This window comes from Rathayibacter sp. VKM Ac-2857, from assembly GCF_013205025.1.
Taxonomy (GTDB): Bacteria; Actinomycetota; Actinomycetes; order Actinomycetales; family Microbacteriaceae; genus Rathayibacter.
This window is the reverse complement of record NZ_JABMLE010000002.1, coordinates 645,576-669,555: the sequence shown is the minus strand read 5'-3', so window position 1 is coordinate 669,555 and position 23,980 is coordinate 645,576. Positions and strand designations below refer to the sequence as shown.

Here is a 23,980-nt window from a genome sequence, read left to right as displayed (position 1 = left end):
CGCGACGAGCCTCGGGAGCACAGCCGTCGCTGCGCGACGAGCCTCGGGAGCACAGCCGTCGCTGCGCGACGAGCCTCGGGAGCACAGCCGTCGCTGCGCGACGAGCCTCCAGGCGCACAGCCGTCGCTGCGCGACGAGCCTTCGGGAACACAGCCGTCGCTGCGCGACGAGCCTCCAGGCGCACAGCCGTCGCTGCGCGACGAGCCTTCGGGAACACGGCCGTCGCTGCGCGACGAGCGGGTTCGGCGGACTTCCGGAGGATCGGAGCAGGCGGATGCCCCGCCCCTGCATGCTGGTCGAGTAGCCCCGCAGGGGCGTATCGAGACCCGCCGTTGTCAGCACGGTGGTCGGCCGGCCCGTCTTCTGACACGGGTGGATCTCGATACGCGCGCTGCGCGGGCTCCTCGATCAGCACGGGTGTCCGCGGTCTACGAGGCTGTCCTACCCCTTTGCTGGTCGAGCAGCTCCGCAGGGGCCTGACGAGACCCACGTGGATCAGTGGGTGGTCGTCGGGTCGCTCCTTCGCCCATCGACCCGACCGGGAACGGGGTCTGCGCAGCGCGCAGGGCCCCGCTCGCGTCCAGTCGACGGCGGCCGCTCCCGCGAGTGGACTCGGATCGGGGCCTGCGGATGCGCCGGGCCCCGTTCCGGGTCCACTCGCTGGGGCGAGCACGCGCATCCGCACCCTTGCCGGTCGAGCAGCCCCTCAGCGGCCTGCGAGAAGCGGTGGACCTCGATGCGCCGCGGGGAGCGGACTGCTCGGCAGCGGGTGAGCAGCGCAGCGGATCCGGTCAGGCGCCCGTGATCACGTCGATCAGGTGCGGCGCGAACGGCTCCGCCAGCGCGAGGACGAAGCGGGTGCGGGCGCCCTCGGGGTGGACGTCGCGGTAGAGGCCGCGGAGGTCCGGGAGGGTCTGGCCGCGGCCGGGGCCGAAGGACGTGTCGACCTCGACGGGGACGCGCGGGGCCGAGGCGAGCTCGAGGGCGCCGACGGCGATCGCGGCGGCCATCGGGTCGTGCAGCGCGGCGGTCCGGTCGCCGAAGTGACCGACGTAGAAGTCGAAGTAGTAGTCGAGCGCGTGCCCGATCGCGGACGCCAGCGGGTCGGCGGAGCGGATCAGGACGTCGCGCTGCTCCTCGTTCAGGAGGTGCTTCATCGTCACGTCCAGGGGGACGAGCGTGAGATCCCAGTCCGCGGCGACCACCTCGGCCGCGGCGGCCGGGTCGTGCCAGATGTTCGCCTCCGCCACCGCGGTCACGTTGCCCGGCGCGAGCCCGGCGCCGCCCATCACGGTGACCGAGTGCAGCAGCGACGGCAGCTCCGGGTGCTTGCGCAGTGCGAGCGCAAGGTTCGTCAGCGGGCCGATCGCGACCAGCCGCAGCTCGCCCCCGTGCTCGCGGGCGAGGCGGAGCAGCAGGTCCGCCGGGTCCTCGTCGACCGGCTCGGCGCCGACGGGCAGCAGCACGCCGCCGATGCCGTTCTCGCCGTGCACGTGCGGGGACCCGCCGGAGTAGGGCTCCTCGAGGAAGTCGTGCGCGCCGATCGCGACGGGGACGTCGGTCCGGCCGGCGAGGGCGAGCAGGCCGAGGCTGTTCACGGCGGCCTGGCGGGCGTCGGTGTTGCCGCTGACGGTGCTGATGCCGACGAGGTCGGCGAGCGGCGAGCGCAGCAGGTAGGCGAGCGCGAGGGAGTCGTCGATGCCGGTGTCGCAGTCGAGGAAGACGGGGACGGTGGGTGCGGTCACGGGACTCCGATGCTCGAAGGGGGAGGGGTGCGGCGGGCATCGGCGGCCGGAGCAGATCCATTCTGGCCCTCCGGCGGCGCCGCCCCGACCGCGGGTAGCCTGAAGCAGCGCCCGCCGCCCGGCCGGCGCCCGAGACGAGGAGGGGCCTGTGCCGCGTCCCTCCCTCGTCGCCACCGTCGCGGACGCGCTGCTCGACGAGATCGTCGCCGGGCGCATCCCGATCGGCTCCGAGCTGCCGAGCGAGGGCGAGCTGGCGCTCGCGCACGACGTCAGCCGCGCGACGATGCGCGAGGCGCTCGGCCGCCTCCAGGGCCTCAACGTCATCGACGCGCGCCGGGGCAAGCGCGGCACGGTCAATCCGGTCGCCCGCTGGAGCGACCTCGAGCCGATCCTCCGGGCGACCGCGTCCGGTATCGACTCCGCCGCGGCGTCGCTGCACCTGATCGAGGTGCGCGAGATGATCGAGACCGGCGCCTCGGCACTGGCCGCGGTCCGGCGCTCCGACGCCGACCTCGCCCGGTTGGAGGAGGAGCTCGAGCGGATGACCGCCGCGCACGAGAGCGGCGACCTGGCCGGCTTCGTCGCCGCCGACATCGCCTTCCACGACGTGATCCTCGCCGCGACCGGCAACGTCTTCGTCGCCGCCGTCTTCGCGCCGCTCGCCAAGGTGATGCGGGCGAAGCGCGAGCAGACCTCCGCGCTCGTGCAGATCCAGCGGAACGCCCTGGTCAAGCACCGCGCGGTGCTCGGGGCGATCCGCGCCGGCGACGCGGACGCCTCCCGCGCGGCGATGGCCGACCACATCGCGCAGACGGCCGAGGACCTGCGCCGCTACGTGCTCTTCGGCCACACGTCCGACGGCCCCGCTTCCGACGGCCCGGACGCCGACTCCGCGAGCGCGGCCCGCGCGTAGCCGAGCGCGGTCACGACGTGCGGCCGCCAGCGCTCCAGTGCGGCGGTATCCGGAGACTCGCGCGGCACGCTCACCCACTCCCGCAGGGTCCGCCTGCCCATCACGACCGGGTCGGCGTCGCCGTGCTCGATCAGCTCGAGGGCGTCCGGCCGCATCAGCTTCACGATCATCCGGTCGTCGGCGCCGAGGAAGCAGACGATCCGCCCGCGGTGCCGGATCGCGGGGGAGCCGAACATCGTCGCGATGTCGACGTCGTCGAGCTCGGCGTGCTCGATCAGATCCTCGAGCAGGTGCCGCCGGGCGGGGAGGGGGCTCGTCATGACCGGAGGCTACTCGCGCCGGCACGCCCACTGCGCGGCGATCATGCTGGTCGAGTAGCCCCGGAGGGGCGTATCGAGACCCGCCCTCCGCCAGCAGCGTGGTCTGCAGACCGGCGTGCAGACGGTGGTGGATCTCGATACGCCCGCTGCGCGGGCTACTCGATCAGCATGAAACGGGGCGCCGCTGCGCCGGCTCCGCAATCAGGAGGGGGCGCTGCTCGGCGAGCGCGCGCTCTTCCGCCGCGAAGCGGACTGCTTGTAAGATATCTGATACCTCAGGACGAAGGAGTACCGGTGATCTCGGAGACGACGCTGCTGCAGCAGTACCCCGCGCAGGTGCCGGTCGAGGCCGCCGCCGTCGCCGCCACGCGGACGGAGCGCACGCCGGTGCTCGTCGTGCTGGACGACGATCCCACTGGCACGCAGTCGGTCGCCGATCTGCCGGTGCTGACCAGCTGGGCGGAGGAGGACCTCCGCTGGGCGCTCGTCACCGGAGCGCCCGCCGTCTACGTCCTCAGCAACACCCGGAGCCTCGCGCCCGAGGACGCCGCCGAGCGCAACCGCGCGATCGTCGCGAGCGCGCTCGCCGCCGCCCGCTCCCTCGACCTGCCGGTCGCCTTCGTCAGCCGCGGCGACTCGACGCTCCGCGGGCACTTCCCGCTCGAGACCGACACCATCACGGACGCCCTCGACGGCGCGGTGGACGCCGTCGTCCTGGTCCCGGCCTTCCCCGACGCGGGCCGGGTGACGATCGGCGGCGTCCACTACATGCGCGGCACGGACGGGCTCCAGCCCGTCGCCGAGACCGAGTTCGCCCGCGACTCGACCTTCGGCTACGCGCACTCCGACCTGCGGGAGTGGGTGGCGGAGAAGACGGAGGGGCGCTGGCCGGCCGACCGGGTCGTCGCGCTCGGCCTCGATACGATCCGCGCGGGTGCCGAGGCGATCGCGGCCGTGCTCGCTCCGCTCCGCGGCGGCGTGCCGGTGGTCGTCGACGCCGTCACTGAGGACGATCTGCGGCTGCTGGCCCTGGGCCTCGCGCAGGCGGAGGAGGCCGGGCTCCGGGTGCTCTACCGGGTCGGCCCGCCGTTCGTCCGGGCGCGGATCGGCCAGGCGGTGCACCCGCCGCTCACCGCGGACGAGGTCTTCCCGAGCGGATCCGACGCGGCCGATCGGACCCGCGGCGGCCTGGTCGTCGTCGGCTCGCACGTCGGTCTCACCTCGCGGCAGCTCGAGCGGCTCTCGGCGACCGGCTCGCTCCGCGCGACGCTCGAGATCGACGTCGACCGAGCCGTCGACCCCGAGCGCGCCCCGGCGCATCTCGCCGAGCTCGTCGGCGAGGCGGTCGCGGCGCTCGCGGAGGGCGACGTCGCCGTGCACACCAGCCGCTCGCTCCGCCGCACCGACGACCCGCAGGAGAGCCTCGACATCTCCCGGCGCATCTCGGCCGCCGTCGTCGCCGTCGTGCAGAGCGTCCTCGCCCGCGTCCGACCGCGCTTCGTCATCGCGAAGGGCGGCATCACCTCGAGCGACGTCGCCTCGAAGGGCCTCGGCATCCGGCGCGCCGTCGTGCGCGGCCCGATGCTGCCCGGCCTGGTCTCGCTCTGGGAGCCGGTCGAGGGCCCCGCCGCGGGCATCCCCTACATCGTCTTCGCCGGCAACGTCGGCGACGACGAGTCGCTGGCGCAGGTCGCCGCGACGCTCCGCGCTCCCGCGCTCTGACCGCGCATCCGCATCCCCCCGATCCCCTGGAGGACCCCGTGACCACGCCCGACACCACCCCCGCCTCGGACTACACCGTCGCCGTCCTCGGGCTCGGCGCCATGGGCCTGCCGATGGCGACCCGCCTGGCCGGCTCGCTGACCGTGCACGGCTTCGACATCGCCGAGCCGCGCCTCGCGCTGGCCCGCGAGGCCGGCATCACCCCCTTCGGCTCGGCCCGCGAGGCGGTGACCGGCGCCGACGCCACGCTGCTCGCCGTGCGCAACGGCGCTCAGCTGCGCGAGGTCCTCTTCGGCGGCGCCGACTCCGAGGGGATCGCGAGCGCGCTGCGCCCCGGCTCCGTCGTGATCATGACGAGCACGGTCGGCATCACCGAGGTGACCGACGTCGCGGCGGCGCTCGCCGAGCACGGGGTCGACCTGGTCGACGCCCCGCTCAGCGGCGGGCCGGTGCGCGCGGGGGAGGGCGACCTGCTGATCGTCGTCGGCGCGACCCCCGCCGCCCGCGAGCAGGCCCGCCCCGTGCTCGACCTGCTCGCCTCCACCCTCAGCGTCATCGGCGACCGCCCCGGCGACGGCCAGGCCTTCAAGACCGTCAACCAGCTGCTCTGCGGTGTGCACATCGCGGCCGCGGCGGAGGCGCTCGCGCTGGCCGAGAAGCTCGGTCTCGATCCGGCGGCCACGCTCGAGACGCTCTCGGCCGGGGCGGCCGGCTCGTTCATGCTCGGCAACCGCGGGCCGCGGATGCTGCAGGCGGGCGAGGAGGGCGGCGCCGAGGTGCTGAGCCGCCTCGACATCTTCGTCAAGGACCTCGGCATCGTCACCACGGCGGCACGCGGGGCGGGTCTCGCCACTCCGGTCGCCGCGGCGGCCGAGCAGCTCTTCCTGCTCGGTGCGGCGCAGGGGCTGGCGGCGGCGGACGACTCCGCCGTCATCTCGGTGCTGGCGCCGCCCGCCTGATCGGAGGCGCGGCGGGCCGGAGCACTTCAGCCGGAGCGCCTCAGCCCGCGCGCCTCAGAGCAGCGCCCACGTCTCGCGGAGGCGGTCGCGCCACCAGTCCAGCCGCTCGGGCGAGACCGCGTGGCGCAGCAGCAGCGCCTCCGACACCTCGACCCGCTCGACCGGGATCGCCCCGTCGACGGGCCGCAGCGGCCGATCGGTGACGTCCGCGGCCAGCAGCGAGGCGGTGCCGAGTCCGCAGTCGTAGGGCAGCTCGGGCAGCGCCGCGGCGAGCGCCGCTCCCATCGCCAGCCCCACCGAGCTGTCGAGGGCGCTCGAGACCACGGCGGGCAGTCCCGCCTCGGCGACGAGATCCAGCGCCCTCCGCACCCCGCCGAGCGGCTGGGCCTTCACCACAAGCAGGTCGGCGGCACCGGCGCGGGCGACGGCGAGTGGATCCGCGGCCTTGCGCACGCTCTCGTCGGCCGCGACCGGAATGCCCATCCACTTCACCCGGCGGCGCAGATCCGCGAGCTCGTCGACGCTCGCGCACGGCTGCTCGACGTACTCGAGGTCGGCGGAGGCGAGGGCGTGCACCGCGTGCTCCGCCTCGTCGACGTTCCAGCCGCCGTTCGCGTCCACGCGGATGCGCCCCTCCGGCCCGAGCACCCGGCGGACCTCGGCGACCCGCGCCACGTCGTCCGCCAGGGTCTGCCCGCGCTCCGCCACCTTCACCTTCGCTGTGCGGCAGCCGTGGTAGCTCGCGAGGATCGCGGCGACCTCACCGGGATCGACGGCCGGCACGGTCGCGTTCACCGGGATGCGGTCGCGCAGCGGTGCGGGCTGCTCGCTCCAGCCGTAGTCGAGGGCGGCGCGCAGCCAGGCGGCCGACTCCGCCGGACCGTACTCGAGGAACGGCGAGAACTCGGTCCAGCCCTCCGGCCCGCGGACCAGGGCGATCTCGCGGTGCTCCACCCCGCGGAAGCGCGTGCGGAGCGGCAGCGCGACCACGCGCAGTCCGGCGTCGACCTCCTCGAGGGAGGGCAGCGGTGCATCGGGCACGAGGGCAGCGGGCAGGGGAGCGGGAGGCACGACATCGTCCATCCCGCCATCATCCTCCGCCGCGGCAGTGCGCCGGGACGGGCGGCGCTCGGCCCGCGTCGCCGAGGACCGCGGGCACTCCGTCCCCTCCGGAGGCGCCGAGGACCCGGCCGACGCGGCGTCCGCCTGCGGTACGCGGGGGCAGCGTGGCACACCGAGCGCCGTCTGCCCAGGGGGATCGGCGCCGACGGCCGACGGCTCCCCCCGTGCGAGACTGGCGTCGACGACGCTCGACCCCGGAGGGACGCGATGAGCCAGGTACCCGTGAGCCCGCCCCCGATGCCCCCGGCCGCCCCGCCCGGCGTCCCCGGGGCGCCCCGGCCGCTCGGCACCGGCGGCTGGATCGCGCTCGGCACCAGCATCGTCGTCGGCGTCGTCTACACCGGCGTGCTCGGCACACTGCTCGCGCTCGGCCTGGGCACCGCGATCGACGCGACCGCCGACGCCCTGCCCACCGCGGCGCCCGGCTTCACCGACGAGCCGTTCGGCGAGGCGACCGAGGGCCCCGACAGCGGCGACCCCACCGACCCGCTCTACGACTACCCCGGCTACCAGGACGGCGACGCCGCCTTCGTGCTCGCGCAGCCGTCGGCCGAGGCCGCGCGGTCGCAGTCCGAGGCGGCCGTCGCCGCGATCGAGTCGACCGTCCTCGACGGCTGGACCTCGGCCGACGACGAGTACTACGAGCGCTCCGAGAACGGCTACGGCGGCCCGTCCCTCCTCTACGACTACATCTCCGCCACGAGCTACGCCGACGCCGACCTCGGCTCCGACGCCGCCAAGCAGGCGGTCGTCGACGTCTTCACCGCCGCGGTCGCGCCGCTGGGCTTCGACGCCGTGGACGTGGCCGACAGCCCGGCGGAGTGGTCGGAGGTCGGCTACGAGTACGAGGGCGGCCTGAGCGACGAGGAGGCGGGGGCGGCACTGTGGATCGTCACCGCCTACTCCACGGTCGAGGACGTGCCCGCGATCGAGATCGGGCTCGTCGATCTCGGCGCCGACAGCACCGGCGAAGTCGAGCAGATGCTCGACGACGTCGGACTCACCCCGCCGGACAGCGGCGCGTTCCTCGCCGGCTACGCGAACGGCGTCCTCGAGGAGGGCGACCGCGCCGAGTTCACCGAGCGGATGCAGGCGTACGGGGGAGTCGCGGCGACCTGACGCCCGTCGGTACCGGGATCGCGGTGACCCCGCAAGCCCGAGCCGATCGCCCGCGCGCCGCCTAGCGTGAGGGCATGGCCCAACCCCGAGCGACCAGACCCCTGCGCGACTACGCGGCGATCGGCGACGGGAGGACGGTCGCCCTGATCGCGAGCGACGGCAGCGTCGACTGGCTGCCCGTCCCCGACCTCGGCTCGATCCCCGCGTTCGCGGCGCTCGTCGACGCCAAGACCGGCGGCTGCATCGAGCTCTCCCCGGAGGAGCCCGCGGAGACGACCCGCCGCTACGTGGACGACACGAACGTGCTCGAGACCACCTTCACCACCGAGTCCGGCACCGTGACGGTGACCGACGCTCTGGTCACCGGGATCGCCGGACGGCTCCCGTGGGCCGAACTGGCCCGCCGGGTCGAGTGCACCGAGGGCGAGGTCCGGATGCGCTGGGTGGTCCGCCCCGGGACCGGCCTCGGCACCTTCTCGCCGTGGATCCAGAACGCGGACGGCCGCTCGCTGATCCGCGCCGGCGACATCACCATCGGCGTCACCGGGAAGGACCACGGGCCGGTCGACGAGTCGGCGCCCTCCGGCGCGGGCGACGAGCTCGCCGGCGGCTTCGTCGCGACCGCGGGCGGCGAGCGGCACGTCCTGGTCGTCTCGGCGACGCACGACGAGCCCCTGCACTTCCCGGTCGCGGTGAACGTCGACCGCGGGATCGACCGCACACTCGCCAGCTGGCAGTCCTGGTCCGACGAGTTCTCCTACGACGGTCCCTGGGCCGGAGCGGTGCAGCGCAGCGCGCTCGCGCTGAAGCTGCTGATCTACTCGCCCACCGGAGCGATCGCGGCCGCCGCCACCACCTCCCTCCCCGAGTCGCCCAACGGCGGCAAGAACTGGGACTACCGCTTCGCCTGGGTGCGCGACGCCGCGTACACCGCGCACGCGCTGGTCCGCTTCGGCCTGCGGGAGGAGACGCACGCCGCGCTCTCCTGGCTCCTGCGCACGATCAAGGAGCACGGCCCCGACCTGCACATCTTCTACGGCCTCGACGGCTCGCTGCCGACTGAGCAGACCGAGTACGACGTCCCCGGCTACGCGGGCATCGGTCCGGTCCTCGCCGGCAACGGCGCGCAGAGCCAGCTCCAGCTCGGCGTCTTCGGCGACCTCTTCGACATCTGCCGCATCTACGTCGACGAGGGCAACGTCCTCGACATCGAGACCGGACGGCTGCTCGCCCGCGTCGCCGACACCACCTGCGACCTCTGGCGCAACCGCGACGCCGGCATGTGGGAGCTCGAGGAGGAGCAGCACTACACCTCGTCGAAGATGGGCTGCTGGCAGGCGCTCGACGCCGCCGTGCACCTGGCCGAGCTGGGCCAGGTCGCGGGCAGCCCCGACCGCTGGCGCTTCGAGCGCGACCGCATCCGCGACTGGATCGAGGAGAACTGCTGGTCCGAGGAGCTCGGCTCCTACGTGATGTACCCGGGCAGCGAGGAGCTGGACGCCTCCGTCCTGCTGCACGCGCCGAGCGGCTACGAGCGCGGCGAGCGGATGGTCTCGACGATCGACGCGCTGGTCAAGGAGCTCGGCCGCGGCGCCCTGCTGTTCCGCTACTCCGGCATGGAGGCAGAGGAGCACCCGTTCGTCGCCTGCTCGTTCTGGCTCGCCGGCGCGCTGGCTTGCGTCGGCCGGCACGACGAGGCGATCGCGCTGATGGACGAGCTGGTCGAGACCGTTCCGAACGACGTCGGCATCATGTCCGAGATGGTGGCCGTCGACGACCTCGCCTTCTGGGGCAACCTGCCGCAGGGGCTCAGCCATCTCGCGCTGATCAACGCCGCGATCACGATCGAGGAGCTGGCGCCCGAGAAGATCGGAGAGCGCTGATGGGCCTCGAGGCGCGGGTCTTCCGCGACACCGGCGCGATCCTCGTCGAGAGCCCGTTCTGGCATCGCGACCGCCTGCACTGGGCCGACATCTCGACCGGCACCGTGCACGTGAGCGCCTGGGACGGAGCGGTCGACGGCACGGAGGACCGAGTGGTCGCCGTGGAGGCGCCGCTCGGCTCCTTCCAGCCGGTGACCGGCGGCGGCTTCGTCGCCGCGCTGGGCGAGCGCGTGGTCCTGCTCGACGAGGCCTTCGCGATCGTGCGCGAGCTCGCTCCGATCGAGCACGTGCACGCGGGCCTGCGGATGAACGAGGGCAAGTGCGACCCGTTCGGCCGCTTCGTCGCGGGCTCGATGAACCTCACGACGGGCGAGCCCGACGGCGCGCTCTACCGGGTCGGCGCGGACGGCTCCCTCGAGACGCTGCTCGGCGGCTTCGGTGTCGCGAACGGCTTCGAGTGGTCCGACGGCGGCCGCACGTTCTACTTCACCGACACCAGCGCCTCGACGGTCTACCGCGCGGCGTACGGGCCGGGCGACGAGCTCGGCGAGCCCGAGCCGTTCCTGGTCGGCCGCGGCTTCGACGGGCTCGCGCTCGACGTCGACGGCGGCTTCTGGACCGGGGCCAACGGCGAGGGCGCGGTGCTGCACTGGAGCGCCGACGGCGAGCTGCTCGACGAGATCGCGATCCCGGCGCCGAACGTCACGGGCGTCGCCTTCGGCGGGCCCGACGGCTCGACGCTCTTCGTCGGCACCGCGCGGGAGAACCTCGAGGAGCAGCAGCTGCGCGACGCTCCGCTCTCGGGCGGGATCTTCGCGATCGCCACCTCGACGCGCGGTAGACCCGTGAACGCGTTCGCGCAAGCGGGTTGAGGGGCTCCGGCGCAGGCGCGTAGACCGGAGTCATCAGCTCGGCACGCCCTGCGCGGCCGAGACGGCAGGAAAGGAACGACACCGATGGACCTCGGCATCTCCGGGCGCACCGCCCTCGTCACCGGCGGCGACTCCGGCATCGGCTGGCACACCGCCCAGCTCCTGCTCGCGGAGGGCGTCACCGTCGTCCTGAGCGACAAGGACCAGGGGAAGCTCGACGAGGCGGCCGCCCGCCTCGGCGCCTCGGACGGCACGCTGCACGCCTTCGCCGCCGACGTCACGAGCGTCTCCGAGCTCGCCGCTCTGCACGAGCGGACGGCCGCGGCCGTCGGCGAGATCGACATCCTCGTGCAGTGCGCGGGCGTCACCGGTGCTCAGGGCCTCTTCCACGAGATCGACGACGAGGGCTGGACCAGCACGATCGAGACGGACCTGCTCGGTCCCGTCCGGCTGGTCCGCGAGTTCCTCCCCGACCTGCGCTCCGGAGGCTGGGGCCGCCTCGTGCTCACCGCCTCCGAGGACGCGGTGCAGCCCTACGACGACGAGCTGCCCTACTGCGCGGCGAAGGCCGGCGTGCTGGCGCTCGCCAAGGGCCTCTCCCGCTCCTACGCCCTCGAGGGGCTGCTCGTGAACGCCGTCTCGCCGGCCTTCATCCACACGCCGATGACCGACGCGATGATGGACAAGCGCGCCGACGAGAACGGCACCTCGAAGGAGGAGGCCATCTCGTCCTTCCTCGACGAGGAGCGGCCCTACCTGGAGCTCAAGCGACGGGGCCGGCCCGAGGAGGTCGCCGCGGTCATCGCGTTCCTCTGCTCCGAGCGCGCCTCGTTCGTGAACGGCTCGAACTACCGCGTCGACTCCGGCTCGGTCGCCACGATCTAGCCCCCTGTCCCGGCGTCGTCCAGGGCGCGCACCGTGTGCGTCCGGGTGACGTCCAGCCGAAGAAGCCATGATTCAAGTCGGGTTTTCCGCATCCCGGCACTGTCAGAGAAAGGAACGGTCCATGACCACCACCCTCGAACGCCACGTCGAAGCCCCCGCGGGCTCCGGAGCGAAGACCAGCCGCCGCCAGAACGCCGAGAAGGGCTTCAAGGCCTCCAAGGAGCTGCTCGACAGCCTCCAGATCGTGCTCGTTGACCTGATCGAGCTGCACGTCCAGGGCAAGCAGGCCCACTGGAACGTCGTCGGCAAGAACTTCCGCGACCTCCACCTCCAGCTCGACGAGATCATCGAGGCCGCGCGCGAGTTCAGCGACGACGTCGCCGAGCGCATGCGCGCCCTGCACGGCATCCCGGACGGCCGCAGCGACACCGTCGCGGCGACCACCACGCTGCCGGAGTACCCGCACGGCGAGATCGACACGGCCGAGACCGTCGACCTCATCACCATCCGCCTCGAGAACACCGCCGCCACCATGCGCGAGGTGCACGACCAGGTGGACGACGAGGACCCGACGAGCGCCGACCTCCTCCACGCGATCATCCAGAGCTTGGAGCAGTACGCCTGGATGGTGTCGGCCGAGAACCGCCGCACCTCCACCGCGAAGTAGCACCACCGCACCATCCGAAGAGGGACTCCGCCACGGCGGGGTCCCTCTTCGCATGCCACGAGCCGCCTGCGCTGGCATCGCCTGTGGTCGACTCGGCTGCGCCGCGCCGCCTGTCCTCCCAGCGCCTGCGGCGCGAACAGGGCTTCCCTGCAGAGGCGAGCGAGTGGACGCGGAACGGGGTCCGGTGGAGGGACGCAGCCCGGTTCGGGTCCCTTCGTCGAGATCCGTGCTGCCGAGTGGCCCCGGACGGGGCCCTGCTCGGAGCACGAGGCCCGATGCGGGTCCGTTCGCTTAGCGGACCTGATCGAGCAGCCCGCGCAGCGGGCGTCTCGAACGGTGAAGCCGCCTCGCGTCTCCCTGATGAGGGAGAGGACACGGCTGCGCCGCGACATGCTGGTCGAGTAGCCCCGCAGGGGCGTATCGAGACCCGCCGTCATCAGCAGGGCGGGACTGCAGACTCGTCCTTCTGAAGCCGGTGGATCTCGATACGCCCGCTGCGCGGGCTACTCGATCAGCATGGCTTTCCCGGTACGGACGAGGTGATCTCTCCTCGGAGATCCCCGTCGTCCGCAGTGCCGGTGACAGCGGTCTCGATACGCCCTGCGGGCTCCTCGACCGGCATGCAGCGGCGGCCTCGCGCACCCGGCTCGATCCCGCCCCCAGCCCTCGACAGTAGGGTCGAGGCCATGAGCACGCAGGTTTCCGAGCTGTTCGACGCGCGCCGCTGGGCGCCGGTCGACGGGTTCGACGGTCTCGAGGACATCACCTACCACCACGACCGCTCGGGCCGCATCGCCCGGGTCGCGTTCGACCGCCCGGAGGTGCGCAACGCCTTCCGCCCGCGCACCGTCGACGAGCTGTTCCGGGCGCTCGAGGACGCGCGGACGAACCCGCGCATCGGCGTCGTCATCCTCACCGGCAACGGGCCGAGCCCGCGCGACGGCGGCTGGGCGTTCTGCTCGGGCGGCGACCAGCGCATCCGCGGCCGCGACGGCTACCGCTACTCCGACGGCGAGACCGCGGAGGGCATCGACTCGGCCCGCAACGGCCGCCTGCACATCCTCGAGGTGCAGCGGCTGATCCGCTTCATGCCCAAGGTCGTCATCGCCGCCGTCCCCGGCTGGGCGGCCGGCGGCGGGCACTCGCTGCACGTGGTCTGCGACCTGACGATCGCCTCCGCCGAGCACGGCCGCTTCAAGCAGACCGACGCCGACGTCGGCTCGTTCGACGCCGGCTACGGCTCCGCCTACTTCGCCCGCCAGATCGGCCAGAAGAACGCCCGCGAGGTGTTCTTCCTCGCCCGCGAGTACTCCGCCCAGCGCGCCTACGAGATGGGCGCCGTGAACGAGGTCGTCCCGCACGCCGAGCTCGAGGCGACCGCCCTCGAGTGGGCCGAGACGATCCTGACCAAGTCGCCCACCGCGATCCGGATGCTCAAGTACGCCTTCAACGCGGTCGACGACGGCCTCGTCGGCCAGCAGCTCTTCGCCGGCGAGACCACCCGGCTCGCCTACGGCACGGACGAGGCCGTCGAGGGGCGCGACTCCTTCCTCGAGAAGCGCGCGCCCGACTGGTCGCCCTTCCCGTGGCAGTTCTGAAGATGGCGGTTCCGGGGGTCGAGCGATGACCCGCCCGCTCGCCTCCGTCGATCCCGCTCCGGAGAAGGTGCTCATCGCCCTGCGCGCGGCGCTCGACGGCAGCGGCCCCGCGGTCCGGATCGCAGCCCCGGGGGCCGAGACCCGTGACCCGGACGCGGTCGTCCCGCAGCGCGTCGCCGTCGTGGTGGAGACGTCCGGCTCCTCCGGCCCGCCGAAGCGCGTCGCGCTCGCCACCTCGGCGCTGCTGACCAGCGCCTCCGCCACTCTCACCGAGCTCGGCGGCCCCGGCCGCTGGCTGCTCTGCCTGCCGACGCACTACGTGGCGGGAGTGCAGGTGCTGGTCCGCTCGCTGACCGCCGACGCCGACCCCGTCGTGCTCCCGGCCGGCGGCTTCGACGCCGCCGCCTTCCTCGCCCTCGCGCGGACGATGCCGGCGGGGGAGCGGCGCTACTCGTCCCTCGTGCCCGTGCAGCTCGCGCGACTGCTCGACCTCGCGGAGAGCGACCCCGCGGGGGCCGCGGTCCTCGCCTCCTTCGACGCCCTGCTGATCGGCGGCCAGTCGACCCCGCAGACGCTGCGCGACCGGGCGGCCGCGCTCGGAGTGCGCATCCGGCTCACCTACGGCTCGAGCGAGACCGCCGGCGGCTGCGTCTACGACGGCGTCCCGCTGCGCGACGTGCGGATGCGCGTCATCGACGGGCAGGTCCTCCTCGGCGGCCCGACCCTCGCCGAGGGCTACCTCGACGCGGACGGCGGCCTGGACGCGGAGCGCAGCGCCGCCGCCTTCGTCTCGCTCGACGGCGAGCGCTGGTACCGCACCGGCGACGCCGGCGTCGTCGAGGACGGCCGCCTGAGCGTCACCGGCCGCCTCGACCGGGTGATCGTCTCGGGCGGGGAGAAGGTCTCGCTGGACGCGGTCGAGCGGGTGCTGCGCGACGGGCTCGTGCCCGACGCGGTCGTCGTGCGCAGGCCGGATGCGCAGTGGGGCGAGGTGCCGGTCGTCGCGACGGGGGCCGCGGACGTCGACCTGGCGCTGCTGCGGTCCGCCGTCGTCGAGCGGCTCGGCCGTGCGGCCGGTCCGGCGGCGGTCCTCGCCGTCGCGGAGATCCCGCTGCTCGCCTCGGGTAAGCCCGACCGCCGGGCGCTCGAGACCCTCGCGGCGGCCGGAGCGGTCTGACGGCGGGTCCGGGCGGCGGCGGAGAACGACGCAGCGCCCGGCGGCCGACGGCCCGGGACCGGCGTGCCCCACTCGGTAGGATTCCCTCCGTGTCGAGTTCGAGTCGCAAGAAGAAGCCGTCGGCGAAGCCCCGGAGCGGTCGCCCCGGCGGCGACCCGCGCCGCGTCGTCGTCGAGCCCGCGGGCCCGCGCGAGTGGATCGCCGGCGCCCGGCTGCGGACGCTTCCGCTCGCCATCGCGCCCGTCCTGATCGGCACCGGAGCGACGCAGGTCACGGACGAGGGCTGGCACTGGGTGCGCGCCCTGCTCTGCCTCGTCGTCTCGCTCGCGCTGCAGATCGGCGTCAACTACGCCAACGACTACTCCGACGGCATCCGCGGCACGGACGCGAACCGCGTCGGCCCCTCCCGCCTCACCGGATCCGGTGCCGCGAAGCCCCGCGCCGTCCTCACGGTCGCGCTGGTCTTCTTCGGCATCGCGGGAGTCGCGGGCCTCGTGCTCACGGTCCTGTCCGGCTTCTGGTGGTTCCTGATCATCGGCGCCGCCGCGATCGCCGCCGCGTGGTTCTACACCGGTGGCCGGCGTCCCTACGGGTACCTGGGCCTCGGCGAGCTCTTCGTCTTCGTCTTCTTCGGGCTCGTCGCCACCGTCGGCACGACGTTCGTGCAGATCGGCCGCGCGAACCAGGAGTCCTGGCTCGGCGCCGTCGCCGCGGGCCTGTTCGCCTGCGCGGTGCTGATGGTCAACAACATCCGCGACATCCCGACGGACCGCCTCTCCGGCAAGCGGACGCTGGCGGTCGTCGTCGGCCCGACCATAGCGCGCGCGATGTACAGCGCCTTCGTGCTGGTGCCGTTCGGCATCGCCGTCGTGCTGGCGCTGTTCTACCCGCTGGCCTGGCTGACGCTCTTCGTCCTGCTGGCCGTCCTGCCGGCCATCCTGATCACGCTGACCGCGCGCACGGCCAAGGAGCTCATCCTCGCCCTGCAGCTGACCAGCCTCAGCGGCCTCGCCTACGCCGCCATCCTCGGCGCGGCCCTCGCCTTCTGACCCCGTGGTGCGCGCCCCGCGCACCCCTGCTGGTGTGGTGCGCGTCCCGCGCGCCTCATGCTGGTCGAGTAGCCCCGGAGGGGCGTATCGAGACCCGCCGTCACCGAGACGCCGAGTCTGCAGACCACCGTGCTGACGGTGGTGGATCTCGATACGCGCGCTGCGCGCGCTACTCGATCAGCATGTGGGGTGCGCCCGCTGCGCGAGGGACGCCTCTTCTCTGCTGGTCGAGTAGCCCCGGAGGGGCGTATCGAGACCCGCCGTCACGGAGACGCTGAGTCTGCAGACCACCGTGCTGACGGTGGTGGATCTCGATACGCGCGCTGCTCGCGCTGCTCGATCAGCAAGGTGCGTGCCGCTCGATCAGCGGGAATGCGTCCGCCGCGCGGGCTCCGCGAGCGGCGGGGTCAGGCGCCCGGGCGGCCGTCGCGGGCCGCGTCGACCGCGGCGTCCTCGATGTCGTCGTCGGTCGGGGTCCGCGGGACGTCCTTGCGGCGCTCGTAGATCGCCTCGGCGATGCGCTCGCGGGGCTTGCGCAGCACGATGTAGGAGAGCGACATGCTCGCGATCGCGGCGACGAAGCCGGCCGTCACCGCCGCCGTCAGCTCGGAGTCGACGAAGGAGCGCGCCGGCAGGTACACCAGCACGAAGACGCCGGCGAACATGGCCAGACGCAGGAGCGAGTAGACGACGACCGCGCGGCTCAGTTTCACCGGGCAAGTGTACGTCGCCCCCCGCACGCGCGTCCGTGAGCACCCCGGGAGCTCCCTGTCCAGCATCCGTGCGCCGGGATCCTTCGAGGACGCCGGACGTACACTGGACACCATGATCCGCCTGTTCATCGGCCTGCTCGTGGCCCTCGTCGTCTTCACGGTCTACACCGTGATCGACGTCGCCCTGAGCAATCGCCACGCGGTGCGCGCGATCCCCAAGTGGTCGTGGGTCCTCGTGGTCCTCCTGCTGCCGATCATCGGCGCGGGCCTCTGGTTCTGGATCGGCCGCCCTCGCAAGCAGCGCTCCGAGGGCCGCCGTTTCATGGCCCCGGACGACGACCCCGACTTCCTCGGCACCCTCCGCCGCGAGCGCGATCCCGAGAAGGAGCGCGAGCAGGCCGAGCGCATCGCCCAGCTCGAGCGCGACCTCGCCGATCTCGACGACTCCGGCGAGTCGGACGGCACCGGCCGTCGGGATGCCTGACGCGACTCCGGTCGCCCCCTCCACCCGTCTCGCGGTCGACCTCCTCTCCCGCTTCGTCGCGCTCGGAGTCCGCGACGTCGTCGTCTCTCCCGGCTCCCGCTCGCAGGCGCTGGCCCTCGTCGCGGCCGAGCTCGAGACCCGCGGCCGCATCCGCCTGCACGTCCGGATCGATGAGCGCTCGGCCGGCTTCCTCGCCCTCGGGCTCGCCCTGGAGACCGGGGTGCCCGCGCTCCTGATCACCACCTCCGGCACCGCGACGGCCAACCTGCACCCCGCCGTGCTCGAGGCCGACGCCTCCGACGTGCCGATGATCGTGCTCACCGCCGACCGTCCGGATGAGCTGCGCGGCATCCGCTCGAACCAGACCACCGACCAGGTCGAGCTGTTCGGCCGCGCCGCGCGGCTCTTCGAGGACGTCGCCGCTCCCGATGCGCAGTCGACGACGGAGTCGGCCTCTGCCCTCGCCGACCGCGCGTACTCCGCGGCGCTGCGCCCCGGCGGACCGGTCCACCTCAACCTCGCCTTCCGCGACCCGCTCTCCTCGCGCCTCCCGGCGTTCGACGTGCCTGCCTCCGGGTCCGACGCGCCCGGATCGGACGTCGCCGTCACTCCCGAGACGATCGCGGCCGGGCCGCTCGAGCCCCTCACCGTCGTCATCGCCGGCGACAAGGCCGGAGCCGAGGCCGAGGCGCTCGCCCGCGCCGGCGACTGGCCGCTGCTCGCCGAGGTCTCCTCCGGTGCCCGCTTCGGGCCCCAGCTGGTCGTCGCCTGGCGCCGCCTCCTCGCCGAGCCGGAGTTCGGCGGTCGCGTGCGCCGGGCGATCGTCCTCGGCCACCCGACGCTGTCCCGGGAGGTCCCGGAGCTGCTGCGCCGCGAGGACGTCGAAGTGATCGTCGTCGACCGCGGTCGCCGCGAGTTCTACAACCCCGGCCGCCGGGCCCGCAGCGCCCGCGCGCTCGCGGTCGTCCGGCCGGACGGCTCAGCGCGTCCCGAGCGGGCGGAGCGGGCCTGGGCCGGCTCCTGGGTCTCCGCGAGCCGCGCGCTGCTGGCCGACGCCGATCCGGACGCGATCCCCGAGGCGCCCGACGGCGGCTCGATGTCGATCGAGGACCGCCGCGGCTACGCCCGCAACGCCCTCACCGCGATCCGCGCACCGCTCACCCGCGAGTTCGTCGTCGCCGCGGTCTGGCGCGTCACCTGGCCGCACGACCGCCTGCTCTTCGGCGCCTCGCGACTGATCCGCGTCGCGGACGGCTCGCTGCCCGGCAAGCGGGTCACCGTGCACTCCAACCGCGGTCTCGCCGGCATCGACGGCACGGTCTCGACCGCGCTCGGCATCGCCGTCGCCTCGCAGTCCGGCGAGGCCGGCTCGGGCGGAGCGACCCGCGTCGTCCTCGGCGACCTCACCCTCTTGCACGAAGCGGGCGGCCTGCTGCTCGCCCCGGGCGAGCGCCGGCCGCGGGTGCAGCTCGTCGTGGTGAACGACGGCGGCGGCACCATCTTCGACGGCCTCGAGGTCGCCACCAGCTCGGCACCCGACGCCTTCGACCGCGTGCAGTTCACGCCGCAGACCGTCGACATCGCCGCGCTGGCGACGGCCTACGGCTGGTCGCACCGCCTCGTCGCCACCCGCGGCGAGCTGGAGCAGGCCCTCACCTCGCCCGGCGAGGGTCCGGGCATCGTCGAGATCGCGCTCGAGCGCTAGCGCCGTCCCGCAGAGAGGTGCGGGGCGGGTCAGCCGAGTGCGTCGAGGATCGGGCGGAACTTCATCCCGGTCTCCGCGAGCTCCGCGGCCGGATCGCTGTCGGCGACGATGCCCGCGCCGGCCCAGGCGGTGACGGCGCCGTCGGCCGAGACCTGGGCGCTGCGCAGCCCCACGGCCCACTCTCCGTCGCCGTCGCCGTCGATCCAGCCCACCGGCCCCGCGTAGCGGCCGCGGTCGAACGGCTCGAGCTCCTCGAGCAGATCGAGGGCCCGGTCGGTCGGGGTGCCCGCGACGGCGGCCGTCGGGTGCAGGGCGTCGACGAGGTCGAGCGCGGTGGAGCCGTCGTCGAGCGTGCCGCGCACGTCGGTCGCGAGGTGCCACAGGTTCGGCAGCTTCAGCGCGAAGGGCTCGGGAGTGGTGGAGAGCGAGCCGGTGTGCGGGCGCAGCTCGCGCAGGAGACTGGCGATCGCGAAGGCGTGCTCGGAGCGGTCCTTCGGGCTCGCCAGGAGAGAGCGGACGATCGCGGCGTCCTCCTCCGCGTCCCCGCCGCGCGCGCTGGTGCCGGCGAGGACGCGCGCGGTGATCGCTCCGTGATCGACGCCGACGAGCGTCTCGGGGCTCGCGCCGAGGAAGCCGTCGACCGAGAAGGTCCAGCAGTCGGGGTAGCCGTTCGCGAGATCGCGCAGGAGACGGCGACGGTCGGCGTCCCGGGGGAGTCGCCCCTGCAGGTCCCGCGCGAGGACGACCTTCTCGAGCGCGCCCGAGCGGATCGTGCCGACGGCCGAGGCGACGGCGGCGCGGTAGGCGTCGGGCGTCATCGCGCCGGGGAGGAGGGGGAGCCGGTACTCGTCGCCGTACGGCACCGAGTCGGGGACGCTCGGCGAACCCGTCGGCTCGTCGGCGGTGCGGATGCGGGTCAGCCAGGACCGCCCGCCGCGCGAGCCGATCACCACTCGGGGGACGATGAGGACGCTGCGGGCGCTCGACCCGCTCGAGAAGGCGAAGGCGCCGAAGGCCACGAGCCCCGTGCCGGGGACGCCGAGCGGGTCCTCGACGACGGCCGAGACCGACAGTTCGCGCCAGGCGGCGGAGGCCTCGCGGATGCGATCCGGACCGGAGAACTCGAGCCGCAGCACCTCGCCGAGCCCGGCCAGCCCGGCCCCGCCGCGCTGCCAGAGCAGCGGACGCCGCGGATCGACGCGGGAGAGCAGCTCCTGCGGGCCGTCGAGCGGCGTCGTCTCGGCATGGAGGGGAGGAGCCCCGGCCCCGGTCGATGTCACTGCTCCACAGTACGCCCGCGCCGGAAAGCGAGACGTTGTGCGCCGCGGGGACCCTCCCCTGGGGGCCCGCTGCTACCGTTTCCTCGTCCGGGGCCGCCGCAGCTAGGCGGAGCAAGGCGGCCCCGGCACCTCCGCCCTCTCTCCCTCTTCTTCCCGCTCCTTTGCTGCGGTCGGCAGCAGTCGCCCGAGAGCGGTCGGCGGCAGCCGGATGAGCGGATGTGCAAGGGCGGCCGATGCACAGCCGCCGCCCCGCTCCCCGCCCTAGACTCGATGATCGTGACTAAGGCAGACCTCACCAAGCGACCCGACGAGGTCGCTGCCATGTTCGACACGGTGGCGCCCGCCTACGACCTGACGAACACCGTCCTCTCCGTGGGCAACGACCACCTCTGGCGGATCGCCACGACCCGCGCCGTCAACCCGGCGCCGGGCGAGCGGATCCTCGACGTCGCGGCCGGCACCGGCACCTCGAGCGCCTCGCTGGCGCGCTCCGGCGCGCAGGTCGTCGCCGCCGACTTCTCGCGGGGGATGATCTCGGTCGGCCGCCGTCGGCACGCCGAGAACGAGCTCATCGAGTTCGTCCTCGCCGACGCGATGAAGCTCCCCTTCGAGGACGACTCCTTCGACGCCGTGACCATCTCCTTCGGGCTGCGCAACGTCTCCGAGCCGCGCACGGCGCTCGCCGAGTTCTTCCGCGTGGTCAAGCCCGGCGGCCGCGTCGTGATCTGCGAGTTCTCGACCCCGCCGCTCAAGCCGCTCGCCGCCGCCTACGACTTCTACCTCACGAAGGTCATGCCCGTGATCGTCGGGCTCGCCTCCTCGAACGACCCGGCCTACGACTACCTCGGCGACTCCATCCGCGCCTGGCCCGAGCAGAAGGTCGTCGCCGGCTGGCTCCGCGCCGCCGGCTTCGAGCGCGTCGCCCACCGCGACCTCACGGCCGGGATCGTGGCGCTGCACCGCGGGGTCAAGCCGATCGCGGCGAGCTGATGCGCGTCCAGGGGCCTGCCGGGCCGAGACGTTAGGGTTTGACTGTGAACGCCAGTGCGCCCGTCGCCCGCCGCAGTCCGTCGCTGACGGCGCAGCTCGGCCTCTCCGAGCGCATCTTCTCGACCGCTCCGGACCGCGCCCTCGCCCGCAGCATCGACGACGGCCTCGAGCGCGTCGAGGCCGGCATGGTCCAGCAGCTGTCCTTCGCGGACGCGGTCGCCGACGTCTCGACGCGCTACCTGCTCGAGGCCGGCGGCAAGCGGGTGCGGCCGATGCTCACCCTGCTCACCGCGCAGCTCGGCCGGGGCAACACCCCCGAGGTGCTCAGCGCCGCGCAGGCCATCGAGATCACCCACCTCGGCTCGCTGTACCACGACGACGTCATGGACGAGGCGGAGAAGCGCCGCGGCGTGCCCTCGGCGCAGACCGTCTGGGGCAACAACGTCGCGATCCTCACCGGCGACCTGCTCTTCGCGCGGGCGAACCAGCTGATGACCGAGCTGGGCGAGCGGGCCATCCGCCTGCAGACCGACACCTTCGAGCGCCTCGTGCTCGGCCAGCTGCACGAGACGGTCGGCCCGAGCGCCGGCGAGGACCCCGTCGAGCACTATCTCGGCGTCCTGGCCGACAAGACCGGCTCGCTGATCGCCGCCGCCGCGCGCACCGGCGTCGTCTTCTCCGAGGCGCCCGCGCCGTTCGAGGAGGCGGTGCGCGTCTTCGGCGAGAAGATCGGCGTCGCCTTCCAGATCGTCGACGACGTCATCGACCTCTCGCCGCAGCCGGAGGAGACCGGCAAGAATCCGGGCACCGACATCCGCGCCGGCGTCTCGACGCTGCCGATCCTGCGCCTGCGCGAGCGGGCCGCCTCCGATCGCGACGCGGCCGTGCTGCTCGCCCGGATCGAGAGCTACGTCAGCCGCACGAACGACGCGATCGCGCACACCGACGAGCAGAGCGCCGACATCTCCGACGCCATCGCGCAGCTGCGCGACCACCCCGTGACGGCGCAGACCCTCGCCGAGGCCCACCGCTGGGCCGACGAGGCCGTCGACGCCCTCGCTCCGCTGCCCGACGGGCCGGTCCGCAAGGCGCTCACGCGCTTCGCCGACACGGTCGTCGACCGCAACGGCTGACCGAATCGTCGCGGCGCGCATTCGAGCGCCGCAGGAATGAGTCCGGTGACGCGCCTCGGCGCCCCGGCAGGAGGAATGCAATGACCAAGCTCAGGCTGGCCATCGTCGGCGCGGGTCCCGCGGGCATCTACGCCGCCGACCTCATGATCAAGGCCGAGAAGAAGTACGACGTCTCGATCGACCTGTTCGAGCACCTGCCGGCGCCGTACGGCCTCGTCCGCTACGGCGTCGCACCGGACCACCCGCGGATCAAGGGCATCATCACGGCGCTCCGCGAGGTGCTCGACCGCGGTGACATCCGCATCTTCGGCAACGTGCACTTCGGCACCGACATCACGCTCGAGGACCTCAAGCGGCACTACAACGCCGTGATCTTCTCGACCGGTGCGATCCGCGACGCCCCGCTCGACGTCCCCGGGGTCGAGCTCGAGGGTTCCTACGGCGCCGCCGACTTCGTCAGCTGGTTCGACGGCCACCCCGACGTGGCGCGCACCTGGCCGCTCGAGGCCTCCTCCGTCGCCGTGATCGGCAACGGCAACGTCGCGCTCGACGTCTCGCGGATGCTCGCGAAGCACGCCGAGGACCTCCTGCCCACCGAGGTGCCGCCGAACGTCTACGAGGGTCTCGCCGCCTCGCCCGTCACCGATGTCCACGTCTTCGGCCGCCGCGGACCGGCGCAGGTCAAGTTCACGCCGCTCGAGCTGCGCGAGCTCGGCGAGCTGCGCGACGTCGACATGATCGTCGCCGACGAGGATTTCGTGCTCGACCCCGCCTCGCAGGCGGCCATCGAGACCAACAAGCAGGTCATGGTGATCAACCGGGTGCTGAACCAGTGGCGCACCCGCGAGGTCGGCTCCGCCTCGCGCCGCCTGCACCTGCACTTCTGGGCCAAGCCGCTGGAGCTCGTCGACGACGGCACCGGCCGCGTCTCCGCCATCCGCTACGAGCGCACCGAGCCGGACGGCGAGGGCGGCACCCGCGGCACCGGCGAGATCCGCGAGATCGCGGTCCAGGCCGTGTATCGCGCGGTCGGCTACTTCGGCTCGCCGCTGGACGGCCTGCCGTTCGACGAGATGCGCGGCGTCATCCCGAACCGCGAGGGCCAGGTGCTCGACGACAACGACGAGCCCGTGCACGGCGTCTACGCCACCGGCTGGATCAAGCGCGGACCGGTCGGCCTGATCGGCCACACCAAGTCGGACGCGATGGAGACCGTCGGGCACGTGCTCAACGACCAGGCGTCCTGGTGGACCCCGGCGCACCCCGAGGAGTCGGCGGTCGTCGCCCTGCTCGAGGAGCGCGGCGTCGCGTACACGGACCTCGACGGCTGGCACCGCCTCGACGAGCACGAGCAGGCGCTCGGCGCTCCGCAGGGCCGCGTGCGCGTGAAGGTCGTCCCGCGCGAGGACATGATCTCGATCTCGCGCGGCGAGACCGTCTCGAGCTGACCCCGCCGTCGAAGGGCCTCCGGAGCGATCCGGGGGCCTTTCGACGTCTTCCGACGGTTCCCAGGGCGCCGTAGAGCGGGCTGGACCGATCGACCGCCCCGGGAGGCGACGCGGGGGACCTCCTCGGCTGCCGTTCGCGTCGACTGTCGAGGGTGCCCGGCCGCCGCGCGCCAAGCCGTCACCCGAGCGTGCGGCG

General features: G+C 73.5%; 21 protein-coding genes. 16 read left to right on the top strand and 5 right to left on the bottom strand.

Annotated elements, in window-relative coordinates:
* Positions 1–791: 791 nt before the first annotated feature.
* Positions 792–1,745 (bottom strand): nucleoside hydrolase, encoded by a 954-nt coding sequence (locus tag HQQ86_RS10440; RefSeq protein WP_173288023.1) that lies wholly within the window; start codon positions 1,743–1,745, stop codon positions 792–794.
* Positions 1,746–1,893: 148 nt separating this feature from the next.
* On the opposite strand from HQQ86_RS10440, the gene HQQ86_RS22030 reads away from it, so the two are divergent.
* The gene (locus HQQ86_RS22030) at positions 1,894–2,658 is read left to right on the top strand and encodes a FadR/GntR family transcriptional regulator (protein ID WP_173288022.1); all 765 of its coding nucleotides are present in this window, start codon (positions 1,894–1,896) and stop codon (positions 2,656–2,658) included.
* Here HQQ86_RS22030 and HQQ86_RS10430 read toward each other — a convergent pair.
* On the bottom strand, positions 2,577–2,978 hold the full coding sequence (locus HQQ86_RS10430; RefSeq protein ID WP_173288021.1) for a hypothetical protein: 402 nt from the start codon (positions 2,976–2,978) through the stop codon (positions 2,577–2,579). The genes HQQ86_RS22030 and HQQ86_RS10430 overlap by 82 nt on opposite strands.
* A 294-nt stretch (positions 2,979–3,272) precedes the next feature.
* Between HQQ86_RS10430 and HQQ86_RS10425 the strand changes: the two genes are divergently transcribed.
* Positions 3,273–4,700: a four-carbon acid sugar kinase family protein gene (locus HQQ86_RS10425; protein ID WP_367948615.1), complete on the top strand. Its 1,428-nt coding sequence runs from the start codon at positions 3,273–3,275 to the stop codon at positions 4,698–4,700.
* Between the two features lie 38 nt (positions 4,701–4,738).
* A complete protein-coding gene (locus HQQ86_RS10420) occupies positions 4,739–5,659 on the top strand; it encodes an NAD(P)-dependent oxidoreductase (RefSeq protein WP_367948614.1) in 921 nt (306 codons plus the stop codon).
* 54 nt (positions 5,660–5,713) lie between these two features.
* On the opposite strand, the gene HQQ86_RS10415 is transcribed toward HQQ86_RS10420, so the two are convergent.
* A complete protein-coding gene (locus HQQ86_RS10415; protein ID WP_173288019.1) occupies positions 5,714–6,742 on the bottom strand; it encodes an o-succinylbenzoate synthase in 1,029 nt (342 codons plus the stop codon).
* Positions 6,743–7,003: 261 nt separating this feature from the next.
* On the opposite strand from HQQ86_RS10415, the gene HQQ86_RS10410 reads away from it, so the two are divergent.
* From HQQ86_RS10410 to HQQ86_RS10375, 8 genes are all read left to right on the top strand, one after another.
* The gene (locus HQQ86_RS10410; RefSeq protein WP_173288018.1) at positions 7,004–7,900 is read left to right on the top strand and encodes a hypothetical protein; all 897 of its coding nucleotides are present in this window, start codon (positions 7,004–7,006) and stop codon (positions 7,898–7,900) included.
* A 74-nt stretch (positions 7,901–7,974) separates the two neighbouring features.
* The gene (locus HQQ86_RS10405; protein ID WP_173288017.1) at positions 7,975–9,783 is read left to right on the top strand and encodes a glycoside hydrolase family 15 protein; all 1,809 of its coding nucleotides are present in this window, start codon (positions 7,975–7,977) and stop codon (positions 9,781–9,783) included.
* Positions 9,783–10,655: an SMP-30/gluconolactonase/LRE family protein gene (locus HQQ86_RS10400; RefSeq protein ID WP_173288016.1), complete on the top strand. Its 873-nt coding sequence runs from the start codon at positions 9,783–9,785 to the stop codon at positions 10,653–10,655. Before HQQ86_RS10405 ends, HQQ86_RS10400 begins: the two co-directional genes overlap by 1 nt.
* A gap of 84 nt (positions 10,656–10,739) precedes the next feature.
* A complete protein-coding gene (locus HQQ86_RS10395; RefSeq protein ID WP_173288015.1) occupies positions 10,740–11,540 on the top strand; it encodes an SDR family NAD(P)-dependent oxidoreductase in 801 nt (266 codons plus the stop codon).
* Positions 11,541–11,661: 121 nt separating this feature from the next.
* Positions 11,662–12,207 (top strand): Dps family protein, encoded by a 546-nt coding sequence (locus HQQ86_RS10390; protein ID WP_173288014.1) that lies wholly within the window; start codon positions 11,662–11,664, stop codon positions 12,205–12,207.
* 686 nt (positions 12,208–12,893) lie between these two features.
* Positions 12,894–13,805, top strand: a complete 912-nt coding sequence (locus HQQ86_RS10385; protein WP_160090667.1) for a 1,4-dihydroxy-2-naphthoyl-CoA synthase — start codon at positions 12,894–12,896, stop codon at positions 13,803–13,805.
* Positions 13,806–13,830: 25 nt separating this feature from the next.
* Positions 13,831–14,982, top strand: a complete 1,152-nt coding sequence (locus HQQ86_RS10380; protein WP_173288013.1) for an AMP-binding protein — start codon at positions 13,831–13,833, stop codon at positions 14,980–14,982.
* 89 nt (positions 14,983–15,071) lie between these two features.
* Positions 15,072–16,031 (top strand): 1,4-dihydroxy-2-naphthoate polyprenyltransferase, encoded by a 960-nt coding sequence (locus HQQ86_RS10375; RefSeq protein ID WP_160090664.1) that lies wholly within the window; start codon positions 15,072–15,074, stop codon positions 16,029–16,031.
* Positions 16,032–16,438: 407 nt separating this feature from the next.
* Here HQQ86_RS10375 and HQQ86_RS10370 read toward each other — a convergent pair whose 3' ends face one another.
* Positions 16,439–16,744 (bottom strand): DUF4229 domain-containing protein, encoded by a 306-nt coding sequence (locus HQQ86_RS10370; protein WP_159422135.1) that lies wholly within the window; start codon positions 16,742–16,744, stop codon positions 16,439–16,441.
* Positions 16,745–16,856: 112 nt separating this feature from the next.
* Between HQQ86_RS10370 and HQQ86_RS10365 the strand changes: the two genes are divergently transcribed.
* Positions 16,857–17,228 carry a PLD nuclease N-terminal domain-containing protein gene (locus HQQ86_RS10365; RefSeq protein WP_173288012.1) on the top strand — a complete coding sequence of 124 codons (372 nt, stop codon included), beginning with the start codon at positions 16,857–16,859 and terminating at the stop codon, positions 17,226–17,228.
* Complete coding sequence (gene menD / locus HQQ86_RS10360) at positions 17,221–18,933, top strand: 2-succinyl-5-enolpyruvyl-6-hydroxy-3-cyclohexene-1-carboxylic-acid synthase (protein ID WP_173288011.1); 1,713 nt, start codon at positions 17,221–17,223, stop codon at positions 18,931–18,933. The genes HQQ86_RS10365 and menD overlap by 8 nt, the downstream gene beginning before the upstream one ends.
* Before the next feature lie 29 nt (positions 18,934–18,962).
* On the opposite strand, the gene HQQ86_RS10355 is transcribed toward menD, so the two are convergent.
* Positions 18,963–20,213 (bottom strand): chorismate-binding protein, encoded by a 1,251-nt coding sequence (locus HQQ86_RS10355; protein WP_173288010.1) that lies wholly within the window; start codon positions 20,211–20,213, stop codon positions 18,963–18,965.
* Positions 20,214–20,483: 270 nt separating this feature from the next.
* On the opposite strand from HQQ86_RS10355, the gene ubiE reads away from it, so the two are divergent.
* From ubiE to HQQ86_RS10340, 3 genes are all read left to right on the top strand, one after another.
* Entirely contained in the window at positions 20,484–21,203 is a 720-nt protein-coding gene (ubiE, locus tag HQQ86_RS10350; protein ID WP_173288009.1) for a bifunctional demethylmenaquinone methyltransferase/2-methoxy-6-polyprenyl-1,4-benzoquinol methylase UbiE, read from the top strand.
* Between the two features lie 44 nt (positions 21,204–21,247).
* Entirely contained in the window at positions 21,248–22,336 is a 1,089-nt protein-coding gene (locus HQQ86_RS10345; RefSeq protein ID WP_173288008.1) for a polyprenyl synthetase family protein, read from the top strand.
* An 80-nt stretch (positions 22,337–22,416) separates the two neighbouring features.
* The gene (locus HQQ86_RS10340) at positions 22,417–23,784 is read left to right on the top strand and encodes an FAD-dependent oxidoreductase (protein ID WP_173288007.1); all 1,368 of its coding nucleotides are present in this window, start codon (positions 22,417–22,419) and stop codon (positions 23,782–23,784) included.
* Positions 23,785–23,980 lie beyond the last annotated feature (196 nt).